Consider the following 15,673-nt stretch of genomic DNA (forward strand, 5'->3'; position numbering starts at 1 on the left):
AGGTTCATAGGTTCATTACTTATGTAATTAACCATATCACATAGAATTATTTTTTTCCATAAATTTCTTTTACAAAAAAAGAGAGTCATTCAATTAAGAATGTCTCTCTTTCTAAAAATTCGAAGTTTCAACTCTTGTTCTCAAATTCTTTTCATTTATACCATTTTGACAAAAATTAAACTGTTGTCCCTCAATACATTTTGTACGATCTACTACTTGCCCTAAATGATAGCTTGTATGCTCAACTAAATGTAATAGACTTTGAAGATCAATATGCCTTTTTTCTTCCCAGACCTGTATATATGCTTTGCCCCACTCATCAAATATTTCTTCAACAGTTTTTAACAAAGCTTCAGAGCTTATTTGTTTCACTGGAAAATATTCTTCAATTCCATTTTCAAAAACTATATTTGGATCCTTATAACGCCTTGTATTTCTCTATAAATGTTCACAAATATGTAGTACGATTCCACCAATTGAATTAACAGAGGTCTCTTGTTTCCACAAATCTTCTTCACTAACGAGCCTAATTGCCTGTACTAATTTAGGTAAATAATGATCCTGCATTCTATGATAAGAAATTTTGTATACTAACTCCATCTTCTCCCCTCCATTATTTCAACTGGCTCACTGGATATTTAGCAAATAAAGATTTCCGAAAATCTTTATCTTCCACAAGCATTTTAATTTTTTCTTCATTGCCGTTAAAAAACTTTATAACTTTATTTTTATCCCATATATCTTTTTCTTTGGGAAAATCATCGAATTCCCTATGCAAAATTGATAACATTTCTTCCCTCGTTATCTTAAAGTTTTTATTTTCTATTTGAAACTCATAAGCTTTTGCGTTTGGTACTAAAATTACTAGATAGGTAGCATTAAAGAGAAAATTCTTCTTCATCGTATCTTTCTCATCAAACCAATACGTCTCAATCATTTCTTCTGTAAGAGCCCCACTCTCTTTTGCACCATAGTTCACTTTTATATTTTCATTTTCTAAACTTATACTTTGAACTGTTCCACCACCGGGTAAATGATTAATAATTGCAACCACATCTGAATTATTACCAACGTATGTCCCAGTATATTTCTTAAAATCATCTGACCTAACATCATATATATCTTTTATTCTTTCTCCGTTAGAACAAGCCGTAATGAATAAAAAAATTGTTAGCATAACGATCATGTTATGATGCATATATTTCATTTAGCATCCCCCATTTTTATCGATATTTCGTTAATTACAATATTTACTTTCAAATCCCTTTTAAATATACGCATTTTAATCAAAATTAAAAATTTTCATTTTTTATGTTTACAATTATCCATTAATTGTATATACTTACTAACGTAAGAAAAAAATTCTAAAAGGAGGTCGAAGGAAATGATGAAATTACAATTACATGCATTAACTTTAGCGTTAACTGCACCTGTGTTTTCTGGACAATTAAATATGAATTCGACCACCCTAATGGAGAATTGAAAATCGTACTTTATTTCATTTAATTCATAAATTCGCCACAGGAGGTCGTATACTTTCCTGTGGCTTTTTCACGCCCAGCCATAGGAGAACTGTATCTTCCTGTGGTTTTTTTGCGCGATTTTTTAGTCTCTTACATTATTTTTCTAAGAAAGGAGCAACATTCAATGACTATTAGCGTATTGTTTTTAAGTATTACGATTCAAAGAAATACAATTTCCAAAGATGAAATTCTTCATAATGAGCAAATTGAAAAAGCTATGAATGATGTTAAGGAGCGCCAAGCACTTTACTGTGATCACCTGTAATTCCTTTTCGAAAGGAGGAATTCATTTATGACTTTTCATATTTTCTTTTTTACGACTGTGCTTCAAAAAAATACTTTATCTGAAACTGAAATCAATCGTAAACAACAGTTAAAACAACTGACTGATAAAATAACTGATATTAAAAGTTCATACTACACTCAAATGTATTAAAAATATATTTTAAAGGGGTCATATATTCATGAAATTTAAAGCATTCTTTTTAACTATCACCATTCAAAAACGTAAGCTTTCACAGAAAGAGATTTTACGTGAGCAACACATTCAAAATATTATGGACGAAGTAAAAGAGCGCCAATCTTCTTATTACACTCGTCTTTTCTAAATCACTTATAAAGGGGTTATTATCCAATGAAATTTAAAGTATTCTTTTTAACCATTACCATTCAAAAAAATACATTTTCCGAGTCTGAAATGCTTCATGAGCGACAAATTAATCAGGCTATGGATCATGTAAAAGAAAGACAAAGTCATTACTGTAGTCACCTGTAATCACCTGTAATCACCTGTAATCACCTGTAATCACCTGTAATTTCTTATTACACTCGTTTTTTCTAAATCACTTATAAAGGGGCAATTATCTAATGAAATTTAAAGTATTCTTTTTAACCATTACCATTCAAAAAAATACATTTTCCGAGTCTGAAATGCTTCATGAGCGACAAATTAATCAGGCTATAGATCATGTAAAAGAAAGACAAAGTCATTACTGTAGTCATCTGTAATTCCAATTCGAAAGGAGGAATTCACATATGAAGTTTCACCTTTTCTTTTTAACGATTACGATTCAAAAAGAAACAATATCTCAAAATGAATTAAAACAGGAAAGACAATATAAACAAGTTATTGATGAAATTCGAGATCGTAGAAGCAAATACTACACTCACCTTTAATCGTTTAACTATATAGAATTGAAAGGAGTCGATTATGATGTTGATAGCACGCTGTAAGGAAATGATTTGGATAGTTCAGAGGGATTCCACATAGTTTTATATAGCTTATATCACACAAGTTTATCACTGAATTTGATGTATAAAAAATATATAATAAAATCAAATCAACCCGCTTTTAATTATTTATTTATAAACAAAAGATACACCACTTAAAAAGCGGTGTATCTTTCTCAGGTTTCACTATTTCCGATTACTTCTCTTTGTCTTAAACAATCTCACTAAGTTCGAAACAACAGTTTTTGTTACTGCATAAACTGGTACTGCTAAAATCATTCCGATGATTCCAGCAAAGTTACCTACCCCTAAAATTAGAATAATAATTGTTAATGGGTGAATATTTAATTTCGAGCTCATAATACGTGGTGAAATAATATTACTTTCAAACTGTTGTACAATTGTTACGATAATAATTACGTATAATGCTTGCATCGGAGATACGAACAGTCCTACAATAACAGCTGGTGCTGCCCCAATAAATGGCCCTAAGTTAGGAATGATGTTTGTAAATGCTGCAATAATTCCTAAAACGAACGCGTACGGTAAATCGATAATTAAATAACCGATAAAAGTAAACGCACCTACAAATATACAAACGAGCGCTTGCCCTTGAATATATGCAGATAATGTTTCGTTCGTTTCCTTAATGATACGAAGCCCCTCTTCACGGTAAGACTCGGGTAATAAACTTACCGCTTTTCCTGGAAAGGCATGTCCATCTTTAAACATGTAAAATAAAATGAACGGTACAGTAAATACAACTAATGCAACGTTCGTGATAATACCAAATAAAGCCGTTGCACTCGACGTAATTGTATTTGGTATATCTTTTAAGTATTCAATCGCATTTTTTTCAATTGTTTCAATGGAAACGTAGTTTTGTGTAGATAACCATTCAAACAACCTATGATGTGATAATTCTTGTATGTATACTTTTCCCTCTTTTATGTAGCCTGGCATATTTTTTACTAAGTCCATTAGCTGTTGTGAAATCGTAGGAACAACTACTCCAACGCCAACCGCAGTTAATGTTATGATAAAAAGATATAACAGTAATATCGCTAAATTTCTAGGTACTTTTTTATTCTCCAAAAAGATTAATACAGGATTAAATATGAAGTATAAAAAAAGCGCGATTAAGATTGGGAAAAACAATGTTGATATGAAGATACCAATCGGTTGAAATAAAAATGATATTTTTGTGCAAATAAATATGATTCCTACAACCATTAGCACTTCTAATGTCCAAAAGTGCACTTTTGATTTCAAAAAAACGGCCTCCTTTAAACTAGCACTTCTCTTCATTGTACCAAAATAAGCATGAATTTCACATAATATTTTCCTTTACAATATTCCAAAATGCCGATAAATACACTACAATGAGATTACATACAAATTTGCAGGTAAAGGTGATAAAAATGACACAATGCATCATTTGCAGAAAAGATACGAAAGAACTTAGTGAACAATATGTCATTCCAGAAATATTATGTGGATATTATTTCACAAACTCAATTTGTGATACTTGTCATGAACAAATGACAACAAATATTGATCGTCCTTTAATTAGGCATAAATTGAGTCAATTTAAGATTGAACAAATGAAAAGACAAATTGATTCTCCACTCTATACGAATGAGCACGGTGAGGAACTTGCGGCTGCTGAGACTGATGTTGTCGAAGTAAGCGACGAGATTCTTTATTCTAATGCATTAATTATGAAACTATGTAAAAAGCACGATATTTCCTTACATAATGAAATTTGGAAAGAGGAACGTGTAACGAAAGTAGCGAGTTCTATTCAACGTGAATTACTATTAGATAACCGTAAATATAAAATGAGTGTATTAAAAATGGCTTATACATTCGCTGTACAAGCAGTTGATGGCTACTTTGAAGATCAAGATGCAATTGATATTTCTACCATTCTCTCAAATGCAGATTTCGTGGAACTAAAAGAAAAAAGCATTGTACGTGATTTAAGCAAAAGTTCTTTATGGAATACGCTAAATACAAGTAGTGAAAATCATTACTTTATTTTACTTAGCGATAAAGACGGCCTGTTTTGCTTCATTCGTTTGTTTGACATCTTTGATGTTGTCGTTCATTTATCAGAAAAAAGATTTGACCTTCCATCGCCAATTGTCGGTGTAAATAATGTGAGTATGCAGAAATTTTATGTCCAAAGTTTAAAACAGTATATGGATGGGCTGTTTAAAGAAAAAGCACCTACTATATAATAGAAACCAGAACATACGGTCTCCTTTCTTGATGAAAAGACACTGTGTTATAATGAGTATGAAAAGAACAATACAATCACATAAACCAATTATAAATTGTATATAAATAAAAAAGACTAGTGTGCGGCTACACACTAGTCCACGTAACTTAGCAGATTGGATTGTTCATTTATCCTATTTGTTTCTTACAAACAAAACAACCCACATTCTATAAGCATAGGTGGGTTGTTATTTTTTGAGCTTGTCTATTAAAACGACGACGAACGTTAACAATGCAACGAGAAACAGTCCACCTTGCAGTAGCAACGCTATTTCACTCACGTATTATCACCCCCCTCCTACTCGGAGAAGTGATAATTGAACAACCAACCGCACCTTAAGTTACCCTTTAATTTTACCATATTTTCTAATAATTTACGATGAAAACCCGCAAGCGAATAACTTGCGGGTTTTTTATCCCGTATTAACAGGCAGTAAACAAAATGAAGCAATAAATAGGTGAAACTTTATTTCTCACTATTTTTTTAATGCATATGCATCAGCAATCATTTCACCAACAATTTTATTTTCTTCTTTCTTCTCGTCTTTCAATAATGGGAATAACAATTCTGCGACCTCATACGCTTCTTCTAAATGCGGATATCCTGATAAAACAAACGTATCAATTCCTAACGATTCATATTCTTTTATCCTTTCTGCTACTGTATGTGGATTGCCTACAAGTGCAGTACCTGCCCCACCTCTTACAAGTCCGATTCCAGCCCATAAATTAGGGCTTATCTCTAACAACTCTCTCGTACCTTTATTTAAATGTGTCATCCGCTTTTGACCAACCGAATCATATCTTGCAAATGTCTTTTGAGCAAGCTCAATTGTTTCATTATCCACATATTGAATTAAACGTTCTGCCTCTTCCCACGCTTCTTCTTCTGTCTCTCTTACAATTACGTGTAATCTAATGCCAAATCGTATTGTACGCCCCTTCTCTTCTGCAAGTTTTCTTACTTCTTCTATTTTCTCTTTCACTTGCTCTGGCGGCTCTCCCCACGTTAAGTATACATCACTATGCTCAGCTGCTACTTCTTTTCCAGCAGTTGATGATCCTCCGAAATATATAGGAGGATATGGCGTTTGAACAGGTGGGAATACAACTTTACTATCTGTAACTTTAATATGTTTTCCTTCTAAAGAGATCGTTTCACCTTGCAATGTCGATTTCCAAACTTTTAAAAATTCATCCGCTGCTTCATATCTTTCATCATGCTCAAGATATAATCCATCTCCTTGTAGTTCAACTGGATCTCCTCCAGCTACTACATTAATAAGTAGTCTTCCATCTGAAATTCTATCAAATGTAGATGCCATCCTCGCTGCAACTGTAGGTGACATTAGTCCTGGTCTCACTGCTACTAAAAATTTTAGTTTTTCTGTTTCAGCAGCAAGAGCTGAAGCTAACACCCAAGGGTCTTCACATCCTTGACCAGTTGGAAGTAAAACACCCGTATATCCTAAATAATCAGCTGCCATAGCAACTTGCTTATAATAACCATATTCAGCTGCTCTTCCTCGTTTTGTCGTTCCTAAATATCGACCATCTCCATAAGCTGGAATAAACCATAATAATTCCATACCTTTACACACCCCTTATTTATTTTGAAATGTATACTAACACATTCTATATAAATTACCCCTAATAATTTATATGTTAATTCCCTGTCTCACCTTTAAAATTATCTCGCCATCTTAAAAACTTCACTTCTAGTAAACGTACTAGAGAGTCAGAAAACTTCCCAACAAATGCAAAGATAATTATGCCGACAAATACGATATCTGTATTTGAAAATTGCCTTGCATCCATAATCATATAACCAATACCTTCTGTAGATCCCATAAGTTCTGCTACTACTAAACTCACCCATGCAACACCTAACGATAACCTTGCTCCTAGTAAAAGGTTAGGCAATGCGGCTGGTAAAATTAGTTTCGTGATTAATTTTCTTTTGCTAAACTCTAACACTCTCGCAACATCAAATAACTTTGAATCCACACCTCTAATACCTAAAAATGCGTTTACGTATAAAGGAAAAAATGCACCATCTGCAATTAATAACACTTTCGATGTTTCACCAAAACCGAACCATAATACGAAAAGCGGCGCAACAGCTAAATGAGGTACAGTTCTTAACATTTGCACAGATGGGTCTAAATATTGCTCACTTCTCGTTGAAAATCCAACAATTGTTCCTAAAATGATTCCTAAGCCCCCACCAATAAAGAAACCAGCCGCAGCCCTGAATACACTAATACTTAAATGGCCGAATAACTCTCCTGTTTTAATAAACTCTTGGAAAGCTAGAAAAATATCTAATGGTGTTGGTAAAACTGTTTTAGAAACAAGACCGAATACGCCAGCCAACTGCCAAATTATTAATATAATAACCGGTATAGTAATCGCCCTTACTAAAACTTTTACATTTAACTTTCGTACCTTCTTTATGCCATTTTTCTTAATCGTTATACTCGCTGGTTTCATAACAGCTTTCGTATTTTCCACTTTACAAAACCTCTTTTCACTTCGCTTTCAATGCTTTTTCTACGAAAGAATTATCTATAACTTTTTCCGTCTTAATTTCTTTCTTTATAGAACCGAGCTTATATTGAAAATCCGCTGTCTTTTGTTGTTCTGCTATTATTTCCTTCGTTACCGGAACTAAAATTGGTTTGTCGTGATTAAACACTTCTTTTACAATCTCTGCATCTATCTTTTTTACAGAAGTGTATACTTTTATTGCTTCATCTAAATTAGCATCTTGCCATACACGTGCTTTCTCATAAACTTTGAGAAATTTCTCAACTAATTCTGGATGTTCTTTCGCAAATTTTGTTCTCGTAATTAAAAATTCTGGTGAAGAGACATTTAATGTTTCACCGTCTGCAATCACCTTCGCACCTTTATTTAACGTATGTAATGATATGAAAGGGTCCCAAATCGCCCATGCATCTACTGATCCTGATTCGAATGCAGGCTGCGCTTCATCTGGTTGTAATTGAATGACATTTACATCTTTTGCATCAATACCTTCTTTATCAAGTGCTCGATACAATAAATTAAAGGCACTACTTCCTTTTGCTACTGCAATTTTTTTACCTTTTAAATCCTTTACACTCGCAATCTTGCTATCTTTTTGAACGAGAATTCCAGTTCCTTTTCTCGCATAACTTGTATTGGCGATTTCGGTAAATCCAATACCTGCTGCTTGCGCTGAAATGACTGGAGAATTCCCTACTTCACCAAAGTCTAACCGGTTTGATGCGATTGCTTCAAAATAAGGAGGTCCACTTTGGAACTCTGTCCATTTCACTTTAACTCCTTCTTTTTTAAACTCCTCTTCAAACCATCCCTTTTTCTTTGCTAGTAATAGCGGGCTTAATCCTTGCTGTATACCAATTTGTATTGTTACATCTTCTTTCTTACTACTTGCTGTACTTTTTTCGCATCCTAATAAAAACATTGATATAGCTAAAGCAAAAGAAAGAACTTTAAATTTTTTATACATATAAAATCACCCTTTTCCTATATACTTGTTTGAATCAATCCTCCATATTCAAACTGCTGTAATACTTTCGTTCGAAGTTGTTGGAACGATTGAGAAGTTTTATTTCGCGGATAAGGCAAATTATTTTCAATCACTTTATGTATTTTCCCTGGTTTTGCATTCATAATGATGATTCGATTTGAAAGATATATCGCTTCGTCTATATCATGTGTAACGAATATCATTGTTGTTTTTTTCTGCTCCCAAATATTTAGCAATACTTCTTGCAAATGACTTCGAGTAAAAGCATCTAGCGCTCCAAAAGGTTCATCAAGTAATAATACATTCGGATCTCTTAATAACGCTCTCGCTATCGCAACACGTTGTGACATCCCGCCTGAAATTTCTTTCGGATACGATTTTTCAAAGCCATCTAACCGAACGATTTCAACCCATTCTCTCACCTTATCTTTCACATACTTATCTTTTAACGACAAATCTGCCGCTATATTTTCTTCAACCGTTAACCACGGGAAAAGCCTATGTTCTTGAAAAATAAAACCTTGTTTCTTACTCGGTTTTAAGATAGGCTCCCCGTCAATAACAACTTCCCCTTCAAAATCATTATCTAGACCTGCAACAATTTTTAGTAATGTGCTTTTTCCACACCCACTCGGACCAATTACTGTAACAAAATCCCCTTTCTCTAATTGAAAATTAATATTCTCTAATACTTGAACAGTACCAGTTTGTTTCAAAAAATATTTTGATACCCCATCAATTGAAACAGTCATTTCTTCCCCTCCTTAAAATGATTCATATAAATGAACAGATTCAGTATTTGTGCAATAAAAAAACCAAAGGCATTTTATCAACAGATAAAATGCCTTTGGTTTCTCCAATCAGCAATACGTTATGGAATTAAGTACATATTATACAAATATTTCCGATAAGTCAACTAGGTTTTATCAAAACATACATATGATTCGTTTGAACATTTCTACTGTTGTTTATTTGAACGATATCATTTACTTACTATTTTTTTCTGATCTTTAATCCACTGTAACCAATAAGAAAACTCACATGCTAAATGCATTTGATGGGATTTAATTAGGCTATTCGGACAAAGGGCTGGGAACTCAACAACTAGACTTACTTCTATCCCTGTATCAGTATCTTTAAATTGATGTCGAACTCCACCAATAGTAGTACCATCTTTCATACGTGCAACACCTGTTGATTGGTATTGATAAGATTTATCTCTCGGTGTTTTCAATCCGGTTTCGTCACCAAAAACAATGAAAAATTGAACTGGAAACGGAGAATTACCAGTAGTTTCGATAACCTCTAATTCATTTTCCCCAAAGGGTCTTAGTACATAGTGATCAGGACAAGCAGATAAATTCACTTTGTTGTTTTCACGTGATTGTTCAAGCATCAAACTATCAATTCCATGTATAGCTACTTCTGCTGTAATCCCGTCTAAATAAATACTAGTTTTCGAAATTTTTCGTCTATCACCAGATAAAAGAGTACAGATACGCATACCTATTGCACTTAATCTAAGTTTTGATTTCAACTTTTCGTACATTTCATTGTATGTATATCGCAACTTTATTTCCGTTAGCTGTTTTATCATGACGTCTGTATCATTTATTTCAAGCTCTTTATGTCCTAATGTATATAATACTTTTTTTATCCGTTCTCTTTTCCATTTTATAAGTTGTTCTTGTGAGATATTATTTCCATCGATAATAATTTTCATAAACTTTCTCCTTCCTTTTGATTGTATCGTAGTGTAGTTAATACTAAATTAACCATTTCATGTTTTGTATCTAGATTCAACTTTACTTCTGAATGAGCAATACTGCTAAGACCGTATAGAATAAACCCAGAAGCTAATAATGAGTTATCAGTATAAAAAAACCCTACGTTTACTCCCTCTTCAATTACTTGTCTAATTAACGGTTGCATACGTGCGAATAATTTCTGTTCCAGTTGAAAATGTTGTTCCGTCTGAAACGAACTCACATTTTTATAGGGTGCTAACTTTTCAATAAATGTCCAAAATATATCTAGTGAATCTTTCATCTTTTGCATGACAGACCGTTCATTTGAAACAAGTATTTCTTCAATTAACTCCATATTTTTCACAATAAAGTCATTTAAAACTTCATCAACAAAATTCTCTTTAGACTTGAAGTAATAATAAAATAAGCCTGTTGCTACATCAGCACGATTCACAACATCTTTTATGCCAAATCCTTTCATACCATTTTTCATATATAGTTCAAAACCAATATCCATTAACTCTTGCCGTCTTATATCTGGTTCTTTTGATATTCTTTTCATACGTCATCTCCTACAATGTTTTCACCACGACTGAATCTGATTCAATCATAAACGACTGAACTTGATTCAGTCAATATTATTTCATAAATTTTAAATCCATTTAATAACTAAGCAACAAAATTTCTACCAAAAAAAAGTAATCTCAAGAAATATGCTACTAACCTTAGATTTATCAAAAAAGTTAGACCATATAACTTGAGACTACTCATTTCCATTCAAAATATTTATGTAATTAAATTTTAGTTCTTCTGCACCCTGGCTGTCTCCAAAACTATTTGTGGAAGCTCTTTTTGAATGATTTCTTTCAGTCCATAAAGAGCTTTCTTCACATAACCACCTTCGAAATTTCCTAATGGTTCTGGTAATTCATCCTCATCTAATATGAAGTATTCTCCATTTGGAAGTACCATAATATCGATGATTAAATCTTCGAAGGAAACCACTTCGCCTTTTATTTGTGTGTTTTTTACGATATTAAAATAGGAACCTAAATACTTCCCTTTTATATCTCTCCATACGTATAAATTGTACGGACGATCTTTCCAATAATATGCGATTGTATAACTCCCTTTTGGGATTGTTAACTTAGTATCATTTGCAGTCATTGTAAATGAATACTGCACCTCGTGAAATAAAACGATACTTTGTGATTGCTTTTCAAGTAATAAACAATTGTGATCTACTATTGTTGAGTTATACCGGATTTTTCTTTCTATAATTTCACTTTTCGATGTAAGTAACTTATTCATTATTTTATTTCCCCTTGCACTAGTTCTATCCTCAATTATATACTTCTTTATCTAACGATAAAGAAGTATATAGTTTTTTATATAATGATTTATACAAGTACACAAGAAAAACTCCTTCTTATTTAGAAAGAGTTTTTCACTATCCATGTTTCATATTTTTTCACTTCTAACGGAAGCTCATTTGTTTTTATGTAACTAACAGCACTATTACTCATGTTTTAACTTTTCCTTAACCGCATCATAAAATTTTCGTTCTTCATCAACATTTAAGTGCACACGACTTACTGTTTTAGAAAATCCATATAACAACTGTGCTTTCACTGGCTCTTTTAATGTTATTTCAAAAGTAGCAGGTTCTTTTATGAACTCCATAACAGTTGCATCCAATACCTGTTTCCCTTCTTTTGCCGTTAGCAATTCATCACCCTTGTAGAACGCAATATTATCAATTTGTGTAAATGGTATAACAATTTTCTTTCCTAATCCAATTTGAATGATTACTTGTTCTTCTGTTACGATAAGTGGATTTTTACGCATCGCTTGTATTTCAGCTATAAAATAAATCATCGCGTATACATTTACAATAAGTAAAATCCATGCTATTACTGGATTCCACTGGTGTAGCAAATAATGAAAACCAATACTTTCTATTAAGGTCGCATGGATGATCATGATATATACACCTATTGCACCAGTCTTTTTGTGATATGAGTATACGGATTCACCTTCTGGTACTTTTTCACGCCACGATAAAAATGCATAATAGATTAACTTACACTCCGTTACAATGATATCTATTAATTTATTTCTTTTCATAGTAGCGTCAAACGCAGCATCAATTGCATAAGAAAATGAAGAGTACTCACTTTTATATTCTTTATATTTTTTTATTATGGTAGGAAGCTTTCTAACAATTTTATATAGAAGGAATAACTCTAAACATACAAAAGCAATTTCTCCTGCAACTATAATATAAGAAACGTATGAAAAATCTTGTAAATAGTCACTTGGAATAATAAATCTTGCAAAAATATAACCAGCTATTACAACAGGAACTATATACGTTAACGAGTATCTTTTTCGAATAATGAAGAAATACGTGATGATTGGAATGACAAACATGCAATCTAATAATGACCCAAGCACAACTTCTTTCGGCGCAGCTGGTACAATTGGAAGAGCATACAATAAATAGTTTGATAGCATAATTAAAGAGACGAGTCCAATCCAAATACCTTTTCGCCTTCGCGATAGTGTAACATTCATACGTTCACTCCTTTATTTAAAAACCTCATTTAAGTGGTCTTTATAAAATGAAATGGCACGTTCAAATTCTTTTACTTCCTCTACTTTCACGACAGTTTCAAGTAATAATTTCATCGCTGACTCGTGATCGTTTACGTTATATTTTGCTAATGATAAAAATACTTTCATTGGATCGTTCTCTGGGAATTTTTTCACCCCAGCTTCTAATACTGTAATTGCCTTTTCATATTCCCCTATACAACGATATGTACTTCCTAGACCAATATAAGCACCGCAAAGGGATTCGCCATCAAGTCCATTTGCGATTGCCTGCTCATAATACGGAACTGCTTCTGTTTCTAGCCCCATTACATCATGTATCCACGCACACTGATACAGTACTTCTGCATCCTTTGTAAAGTTTGTTAATCCTATAAGCATCTCTTTAGACTGCGCATATTTCTTTTCGTTTCTAAGTTTAATAGCTTGCTTTAATAAATGTTCCATAGAATCCACTCCTCACCAATTATTCTGTGTATAGCTCTTGATTGATATACGCTTCACATTCGTGTAAAAGTAAAATTCCCACCAATTAAAGTTTCGCTTACTTATTACTATGCGGATTCATTCTTATCTAAAAACTTAATTTTAAAAAGCAGTGACACGATTACATAATACCTCTAAGCTTTTGACAATTTCTTTCGCCGTTTCATCTTTTCCATTACACAACTTCCCTTTACCATCCTGTCCAATTACATAATGTACAGCTCCACGCGAATATAAAGAATGTGGTGAATTTGCAATCATTACATTCGCCCTTGCTTCTTTCATTCTATTTTTCGCTCTTTCAAACAGTTCTTCTTCATTTAAATCACTTTCAAGTTTAAAACCAACAAGTACTGTTTCTGGGTCCCATTCTTTTATTTGTTTTAATACTTTTGGAGCCTTTTGAAAGTGAATAATCGGTGCTATATCACTTGAAATTTTCCCGTCCATATTAAGAACATTACCATCTTGATCACAAATTTTCTCCACAATCCAATCTGATCCAGCCGCTGCCATAATGACTGCATCAACCTTTTCATGTGTGACGATACTTTTCATTTTATCTTGTAAATCAACAATTCCTTCAAATGGATGTAATTCTAACCCTCTATGTACATCGCTCGGTTTCTCCGCAAAATAACCGTGCAAATATATAACATGTGCCCCTTTAGCTATAAGTTCTTCTGCGATTATCCTTCCGATTGTACCTTTAGCCATATTCGTATGCCCGCGTACTTGATCCCATTTTTCTAGACAACCACCGCTCGTAATTAATACCTTTTTCCCCTTCATTGTAACCATCCCTTACTAATTTTTCTTACGAAACCATTCTGTTCCAAAGTCAACTATATCACGCTGTTTCATTAGACGACACGTTGCATTCCCTATCTTCCCGTTTTTTACAGTTCCTTTTCGCTCAAACTCCACACCAATTTCTACAAACTTCTCAGATTCGTAATCCATTTCAACAAACTCTTTCCACACTCTTTCACCGTTTTCTATAATAGGTGCTCCTACTTGTATTAACTCACATGCACCAGTACGCACCTCGGATAAATGAACAGACGTATTTGAATCATATCCAACACCAATTAATAATACGTACCCGTCTAAATCGTATATTTTTCTTAATGGGGATTCTTCTCCAAAGCTCATTGATAATGAATGGTTCATTGTTATTTCTACTGCATGTTTTCCCCATGCAGCAAAACTTCCTAACGGATGATTACTACGTACTACATTCGGATATGTACGAAAACATTCAACTATTTCACCCATTCCCCTTGTTGGGGTTATACGTGAATCAAATGCAGGGACGTTATCTCGGATAATTTGCCACCAGTCTTCCGGTACAGGTGGTCTTGACCAATGTTTCGGATCGGACAAATCCGAAGATTGCGTTGGCATTATTATCGTTCCTTCTTCCGTAACAACTTTCATTAATGCTTCTACTACGGCAACCGCACCACCAGATATCCATCCGATAGAACTTAGTGATGAATGAACGATAATTGTCATTCCTTTTTCGATTCCTAATGCTTTTAAATCTTTTGTTATTGTTTCGATTGTATTTGGAAATTGTGTGCTTGCTACTATTTCATTCATTTTCATATTGGTTCCCTCACTAGCCACGTAAATTTAAACTTTTATATAAATATATTATCATATTTTTCTTAATTTTTAACTTAATCATATTCATTACTACAAAAATATGTATATTGGTGTACTGAAGCCTCAAAACTCTATTAAAATCGTAGATATTGATGAGCGAGAGTTTTTTGAAATGAAGAAAAATGTAAATCTTATTTTTTTAAGCTATACTCCATATGCATATTTTTATACTATTTTTCCAAATAACAATGAAATCTTTCGATTCCCGTATATTTTTCTCCTAAACTTTTAACTTGAAAACCCATTCTTTTATAAAATTCTACCGCCCCATCGTCTGTCTCTGCTTCTATATAAGTCAATTGATATATTCTTACAATCTCTTTAATCATTTGCAGTGCAATTCCTTTTTGACGATAATCTGAAGCCACTGCTATATGACATACTCGTGCTTTAGTTGCTCCGATTACTTCAATACCTATACAAGCTTTTTCTTCATATTTGTACAAAGTCCCTTTATTACTTTGGTAAAATAATACTGCCTTCTTTAAGCTTATTTCATTTGGACCGACGGCATATTGTAGCACATTTAATATTGAATCTTTTTCAATTTGTTCAACACGCTGTAAATTCATATTTTC

22 protein-coding genes and 1 pseudogene are annotated in these 15,673 nt (G+C 33.0%); 7 read left to right on the forward strand and 16 right to left on the reverse strand.

Features of this window, described 5'->3' with window-relative positions; translation table 11 throughout:
* Positions 1 to 111 precede the first annotated feature (111 nt).
* Positions 112 to 600: pseudogene (locus AC241_RS14550) on the reverse strand (DinB family protein).
* Between the two features lie 13 nt (positions 601 to 613).
* On the reverse strand, positions 614 to 1,207 hold the full coding sequence (locus AC241_RS14555) for a DUF4825 domain-containing protein (RefSeq protein WP_029442600.1): 594 nt from the start codon (positions 1,205 to 1,207) through the stop codon (positions 614 to 616).
* 440 nt (positions 1,208 to 1,647) lie between these two features.
* On the opposite strand from AC241_RS14555, the gene AC241_RS14565 reads away from it, so the two are divergent.
* The 6 genes from AC241_RS14565 to AC241_RS14590 all read left to right on the forward strand — a co-directional run bounded on the left by AC241_RS14565 (position 1,648) and on the right by AC241_RS14590 (position 2,699).
* Positions 1,648 to 1,788 carry a YrzI family small protein gene (locus AC241_RS14565; protein WP_000156193.1) on the forward strand — a complete coding sequence of 47 codons (141 nt, stop codon included), beginning with the start codon at positions 1,648 to 1,650 and terminating at the stop codon, positions 1,786 to 1,788.
* Between the two features lie 27 nt (positions 1,789 to 1,815).
* Positions 1,816 to 1,959, forward strand: coding sequence for a YrzI family small protein (locus AC241_RS14570; protein WP_000142729.1), 144 nt, complete (start codon positions 1,816 to 1,818; stop codon positions 1,957 to 1,959).
* Positions 1,960 to 1,987: 28 nt separating this feature from the next.
* Positions 1,988 to 2,131 carry a YrzI family small protein gene (locus AC241_RS14575; RefSeq protein ID WP_000668963.1) on the forward strand — a complete coding sequence of 48 codons (144 nt, stop codon included), beginning with the start codon at positions 1,988 to 1,990 and terminating at the stop codon, positions 2,129 to 2,131.
* A gap of 26 nt (positions 2,132 to 2,157) precedes the next feature.
* Entirely contained in the window at positions 2,158 to 2,298 is a 141-nt protein-coding gene (locus tag AC241_RS14580; protein ID WP_050844001.1) for a YrzI family small protein, read from the forward strand.
* 92 nt (positions 2,299 to 2,390) lie between these two features.
* Positions 2,391 to 2,531 carry a YrzI family small protein gene (locus AC241_RS14585; protein ID WP_043315273.1) on the forward strand — a complete coding sequence of 47 codons (141 nt, stop codon included), beginning with the start codon at positions 2,391 to 2,393 and terminating at the stop codon, positions 2,529 to 2,531.
* Between the two features lie 27 nt (positions 2,532 to 2,558).
* Entirely contained in the window at positions 2,559 to 2,699 is a 141-nt protein-coding gene (locus AC241_RS14590) for a YrzI family small protein (RefSeq protein ID WP_000668497.1), read from the forward strand.
* A 240-nt stretch (positions 2,700 to 2,939) separates the two neighbouring features.
* Here the strand turns inward: AC241_RS14590 and AC241_RS14595 are convergent, their stop codons facing one another.
* Positions 2,940 to 4,025 (reverse strand): AI-2E family transporter, encoded by a 1,086-nt coding sequence (locus AC241_RS14595; protein WP_000837892.1) that lies wholly within the window; start codon positions 4,023 to 4,025, stop codon positions 2,940 to 2,942.
* Positions 4,026 to 4,174: 149 nt separating this feature from the next.
* Here AC241_RS14595 and AC241_RS14600 point away from each other — a divergent pair, with 149 nt between their 5' ends.
* On the forward strand, positions 4,175 to 4,996 hold the full coding sequence (locus AC241_RS14600) for an HNH endonuclease (protein WP_016081205.1): 822 nt from the start codon (positions 4,175 to 4,177) through the stop codon (positions 4,994 to 4,996).
* Between the two features lie 228 nt (positions 4,997 to 5,224).
* On the opposite strand, the gene AC241_RS35205 is transcribed toward AC241_RS14600, so the two are convergent.
* From AC241_RS35205 to AC241_RS14665, 13 genes are all read right to left on the reverse strand, one after another.
* Positions 5,225 to 5,317 carry a putative holin-like toxin gene (locus AC241_RS35205; protein WP_001289320.1) on the reverse strand — a complete coding sequence of 31 codons (93 nt, stop codon included), beginning with the start codon at positions 5,315 to 5,317 and terminating at the stop codon, positions 5,225 to 5,227.
* A 195-nt stretch (positions 5,318 to 5,512) separates the two neighbouring features.
* Positions 5,513 to 6,625, reverse strand: a complete 1,113-nt coding sequence (ssuD, locus tag AC241_RS14610; RefSeq protein WP_050844002.1) for an FMNH2-dependent alkanesulfonate monooxygenase — start codon at positions 6,623 to 6,625, stop codon at positions 5,513 to 5,515.
* 76 nt (positions 6,626 to 6,701) lie between these two features.
* On the reverse strand, positions 6,702 to 7,550 hold the full coding sequence (locus tag AC241_RS14615) for an ABC transporter permease (RefSeq protein ID WP_050844004.1): 849 nt from the start codon (positions 7,548 to 7,550) through the stop codon (positions 6,702 to 6,704).
* Positions 7,551 to 7,566: 16 nt separating this feature from the next.
* On the reverse strand, positions 7,567 to 8,553 hold the full coding sequence (locus AC241_RS14620; protein ID WP_029442606.1) for an aliphatic sulfonate ABC transporter substrate-binding protein: 987 nt from the start codon (positions 8,551 to 8,553) through the stop codon (positions 7,567 to 7,569).
* A gap of 17 nt (positions 8,554 to 8,570) precedes the next feature.
* Positions 8,571 to 9,326, reverse strand: a complete 756-nt coding sequence (locus AC241_RS14625; RefSeq protein WP_016081201.1) for an ABC transporter ATP-binding protein — start codon at positions 9,324 to 9,326, stop codon at positions 8,571 to 8,573.
* 230 nt (positions 9,327 to 9,556) lie between these two features.
* Positions 9,557 to 10,297, reverse strand: a complete 741-nt coding sequence (locus AC241_RS14630; protein WP_050844006.1) for a hypothetical protein — start codon at positions 10,295 to 10,297, stop codon at positions 9,557 to 9,559.
* A complete protein-coding gene (locus tag AC241_RS14635; protein ID WP_029442608.1) occupies positions 10,294 to 10,884 on the reverse strand; it encodes a TetR/AcrR family transcriptional regulator in 591 nt (196 codons plus the stop codon). The genes AC241_RS14630 and AC241_RS14635 overlap by 4 nt, the downstream gene beginning before the upstream one ends.
* 239 nt (positions 10,885 to 11,123) lie before the next feature.
* Positions 11,124 to 11,633, reverse strand: coding sequence for a ribonuclease FAU-1 family protein (locus AC241_RS14640; protein ID WP_029442609.1), 510 nt, complete (start codon positions 11,631 to 11,633; stop codon positions 11,124 to 11,126).
* A gap of 207 nt (positions 11,634 to 11,840) precedes the next feature.
* A complete protein-coding gene (locus AC241_RS14645; protein WP_016081197.1) occupies positions 11,841 to 12,899 on the reverse strand; it encodes a hypothetical protein in 1,059 nt (352 codons plus the stop codon).
* 12 nt (positions 12,900 to 12,911) lie between these two features.
* Entirely contained in the window at positions 12,912 to 13,385 is a 474-nt protein-coding gene (locus AC241_RS14650) for a tetratricopeptide repeat protein (RefSeq protein WP_000400637.1), read from the reverse strand.
* A 141-nt stretch (positions 13,386 to 13,526) separates the two neighbouring features.
* A complete protein-coding gene (locus AC241_RS14655; protein WP_000676701.1) occupies positions 13,527 to 14,216 on the reverse strand; it encodes a phosphopantothenoylcysteine decarboxylase domain-containing protein in 690 nt (229 codons plus the stop codon).
* A gap of 15 nt (positions 14,217 to 14,231) precedes the next feature.
* The gene (locus tag AC241_RS14660; protein WP_000783341.1) at positions 14,232 to 15,035 is read right to left on the reverse strand and encodes an AAC(3) family N-acetyltransferase; all 804 of its coding nucleotides are present in this window, start codon (positions 15,033 to 15,035) and stop codon (positions 14,232 to 14,234) included.
* A 230-nt stretch (positions 15,036 to 15,265) separates the two neighbouring features.
* A complete protein-coding gene (locus tag AC241_RS14665; protein ID WP_016081195.1) occupies positions 15,266 to 15,667 on the reverse strand; it encodes a GNAT family N-acetyltransferase in 402 nt (133 codons plus the stop codon).
* Positions 15,668 to 15,673 lie beyond the last annotated feature (6 nt).

Source organism: Bacillus thuringiensis (assembly GCF_001182785.1).
Lineage (GTDB): Bacteria > Bacillota > Bacilli > Bacillales > Bacillaceae_G > Bacillus_A > Bacillus_A thuringiensis_S.

Coding starts and splice junctions, on each gene's coding strand:
- AC241_RS14555 (WP_029442600.1), bottom strand. CDS start 1,207: ATGAAATATATGCATCATAACATGATCGTTATGCTAACAATTTTTTTA.
- AC241_RS14565 (WP_000156193.1), top strand. CDS start 1,648: ATGACTATTAGCGTATTGTTTTTAAGTATTACGATTCAAAGAAATACA.
- AC241_RS14570 (WP_000142729.1), top strand. CDS start 1,816: ATGACTTTTCATATTTTCTTTTTTACGACTGTGCTTCAAAAAAATACT.
- AC241_RS14575 (WP_000668963.1), top strand. CDS start 1,988: ATGAAATTTAAAGCATTCTTTTTAACTATCACCATTCAAAAACGTAAG.
- AC241_RS14580 (WP_050844001.1), top strand. CDS start 2,158: ATGAAATTTAAAGTATTCTTTTTAACCATTACCATTCAAAAAAATACA.
- AC241_RS14585 (WP_043315273.1), top strand. CDS start 2,391: ATGAAATTTAAAGTATTCTTTTTAACCATTACCATTCAAAAAAATACA.
- AC241_RS14590 (WP_000668497.1), top strand. CDS start 2,559: ATGAAGTTTCACCTTTTCTTTTTAACGATTACGATTCAAAAAGAAACA.
- AC241_RS14600 (WP_016081205.1), top strand. CDS start 4,175: ATGACACAATGCATCATTTGCAGAAAAGATACGAAAGAACTTAGTGAA.
- ssuD (WP_050844002.1), bottom strand. CDS start 6,625: ATGGAATTATTATGGTTTATTCCAGCTTATGGAGATGGTCGATATTTA.
- AC241_RS14620 (WP_029442606.1), bottom strand. CDS start 8,553: ATGTATAAAAAATTTAAAGTTCTTTCTTTTGCTTTAGCTATATCAATG.
- AC241_RS14625 (WP_016081201.1), bottom strand. CDS start 9,326: ATGACTGTTTCAATTGATGGGGTATCAAAATATTTTTTGAAACAAACT.
- AC241_RS14630 (WP_050844006.1), bottom strand. CDS start 10,297: ATGAAAATTATTATCGATGGAAATAATATCTCACAAGAACAACTTATA.
- AC241_RS14635 (WP_029442608.1), bottom strand. CDS start 10,884: ATGAAAAGAATATCAAAAGAACCAGATATAAGACGGCAAGAGTTAATG.
- AC241_RS14640 (WP_029442609.1), bottom strand. CDS start 11,633: ATGAATAAGTTACTTACATCGAAAAGTGAAATTATAGAAAGAAAAATC.
- AC241_RS14645 (WP_016081197.1), bottom strand. CDS start 12,899: ATGAATGTTACACTATCGCGAAGGCGAAAAGGTATTTGGATTGGACTC.
- AC241_RS14650 (WP_000400637.1), bottom strand. CDS start 13,385: ATGGAACATTTATTAAAGCAAGCTATTAAACTTAGAAACGAAAAGAAA.
- AC241_RS14655 (WP_000676701.1), bottom strand. CDS start 14,216: ATGAAGGGGAAAAAGGTATTAATTACGAGCGGTGGTTGTCTAGAAAAA.
- AC241_RS14660 (WP_000783341.1), bottom strand. CDS start 15,035: ATGAAAATGAATGAAATAGTAGCAAGCACACAATTTCCAAATACAATC.
- AC241_RS14665 (WP_016081195.1), bottom strand. CDS start 15,667: ATGAATTTACAGCGTGTTGAACAAATTGAAAAAGATTCAATATTAAAT.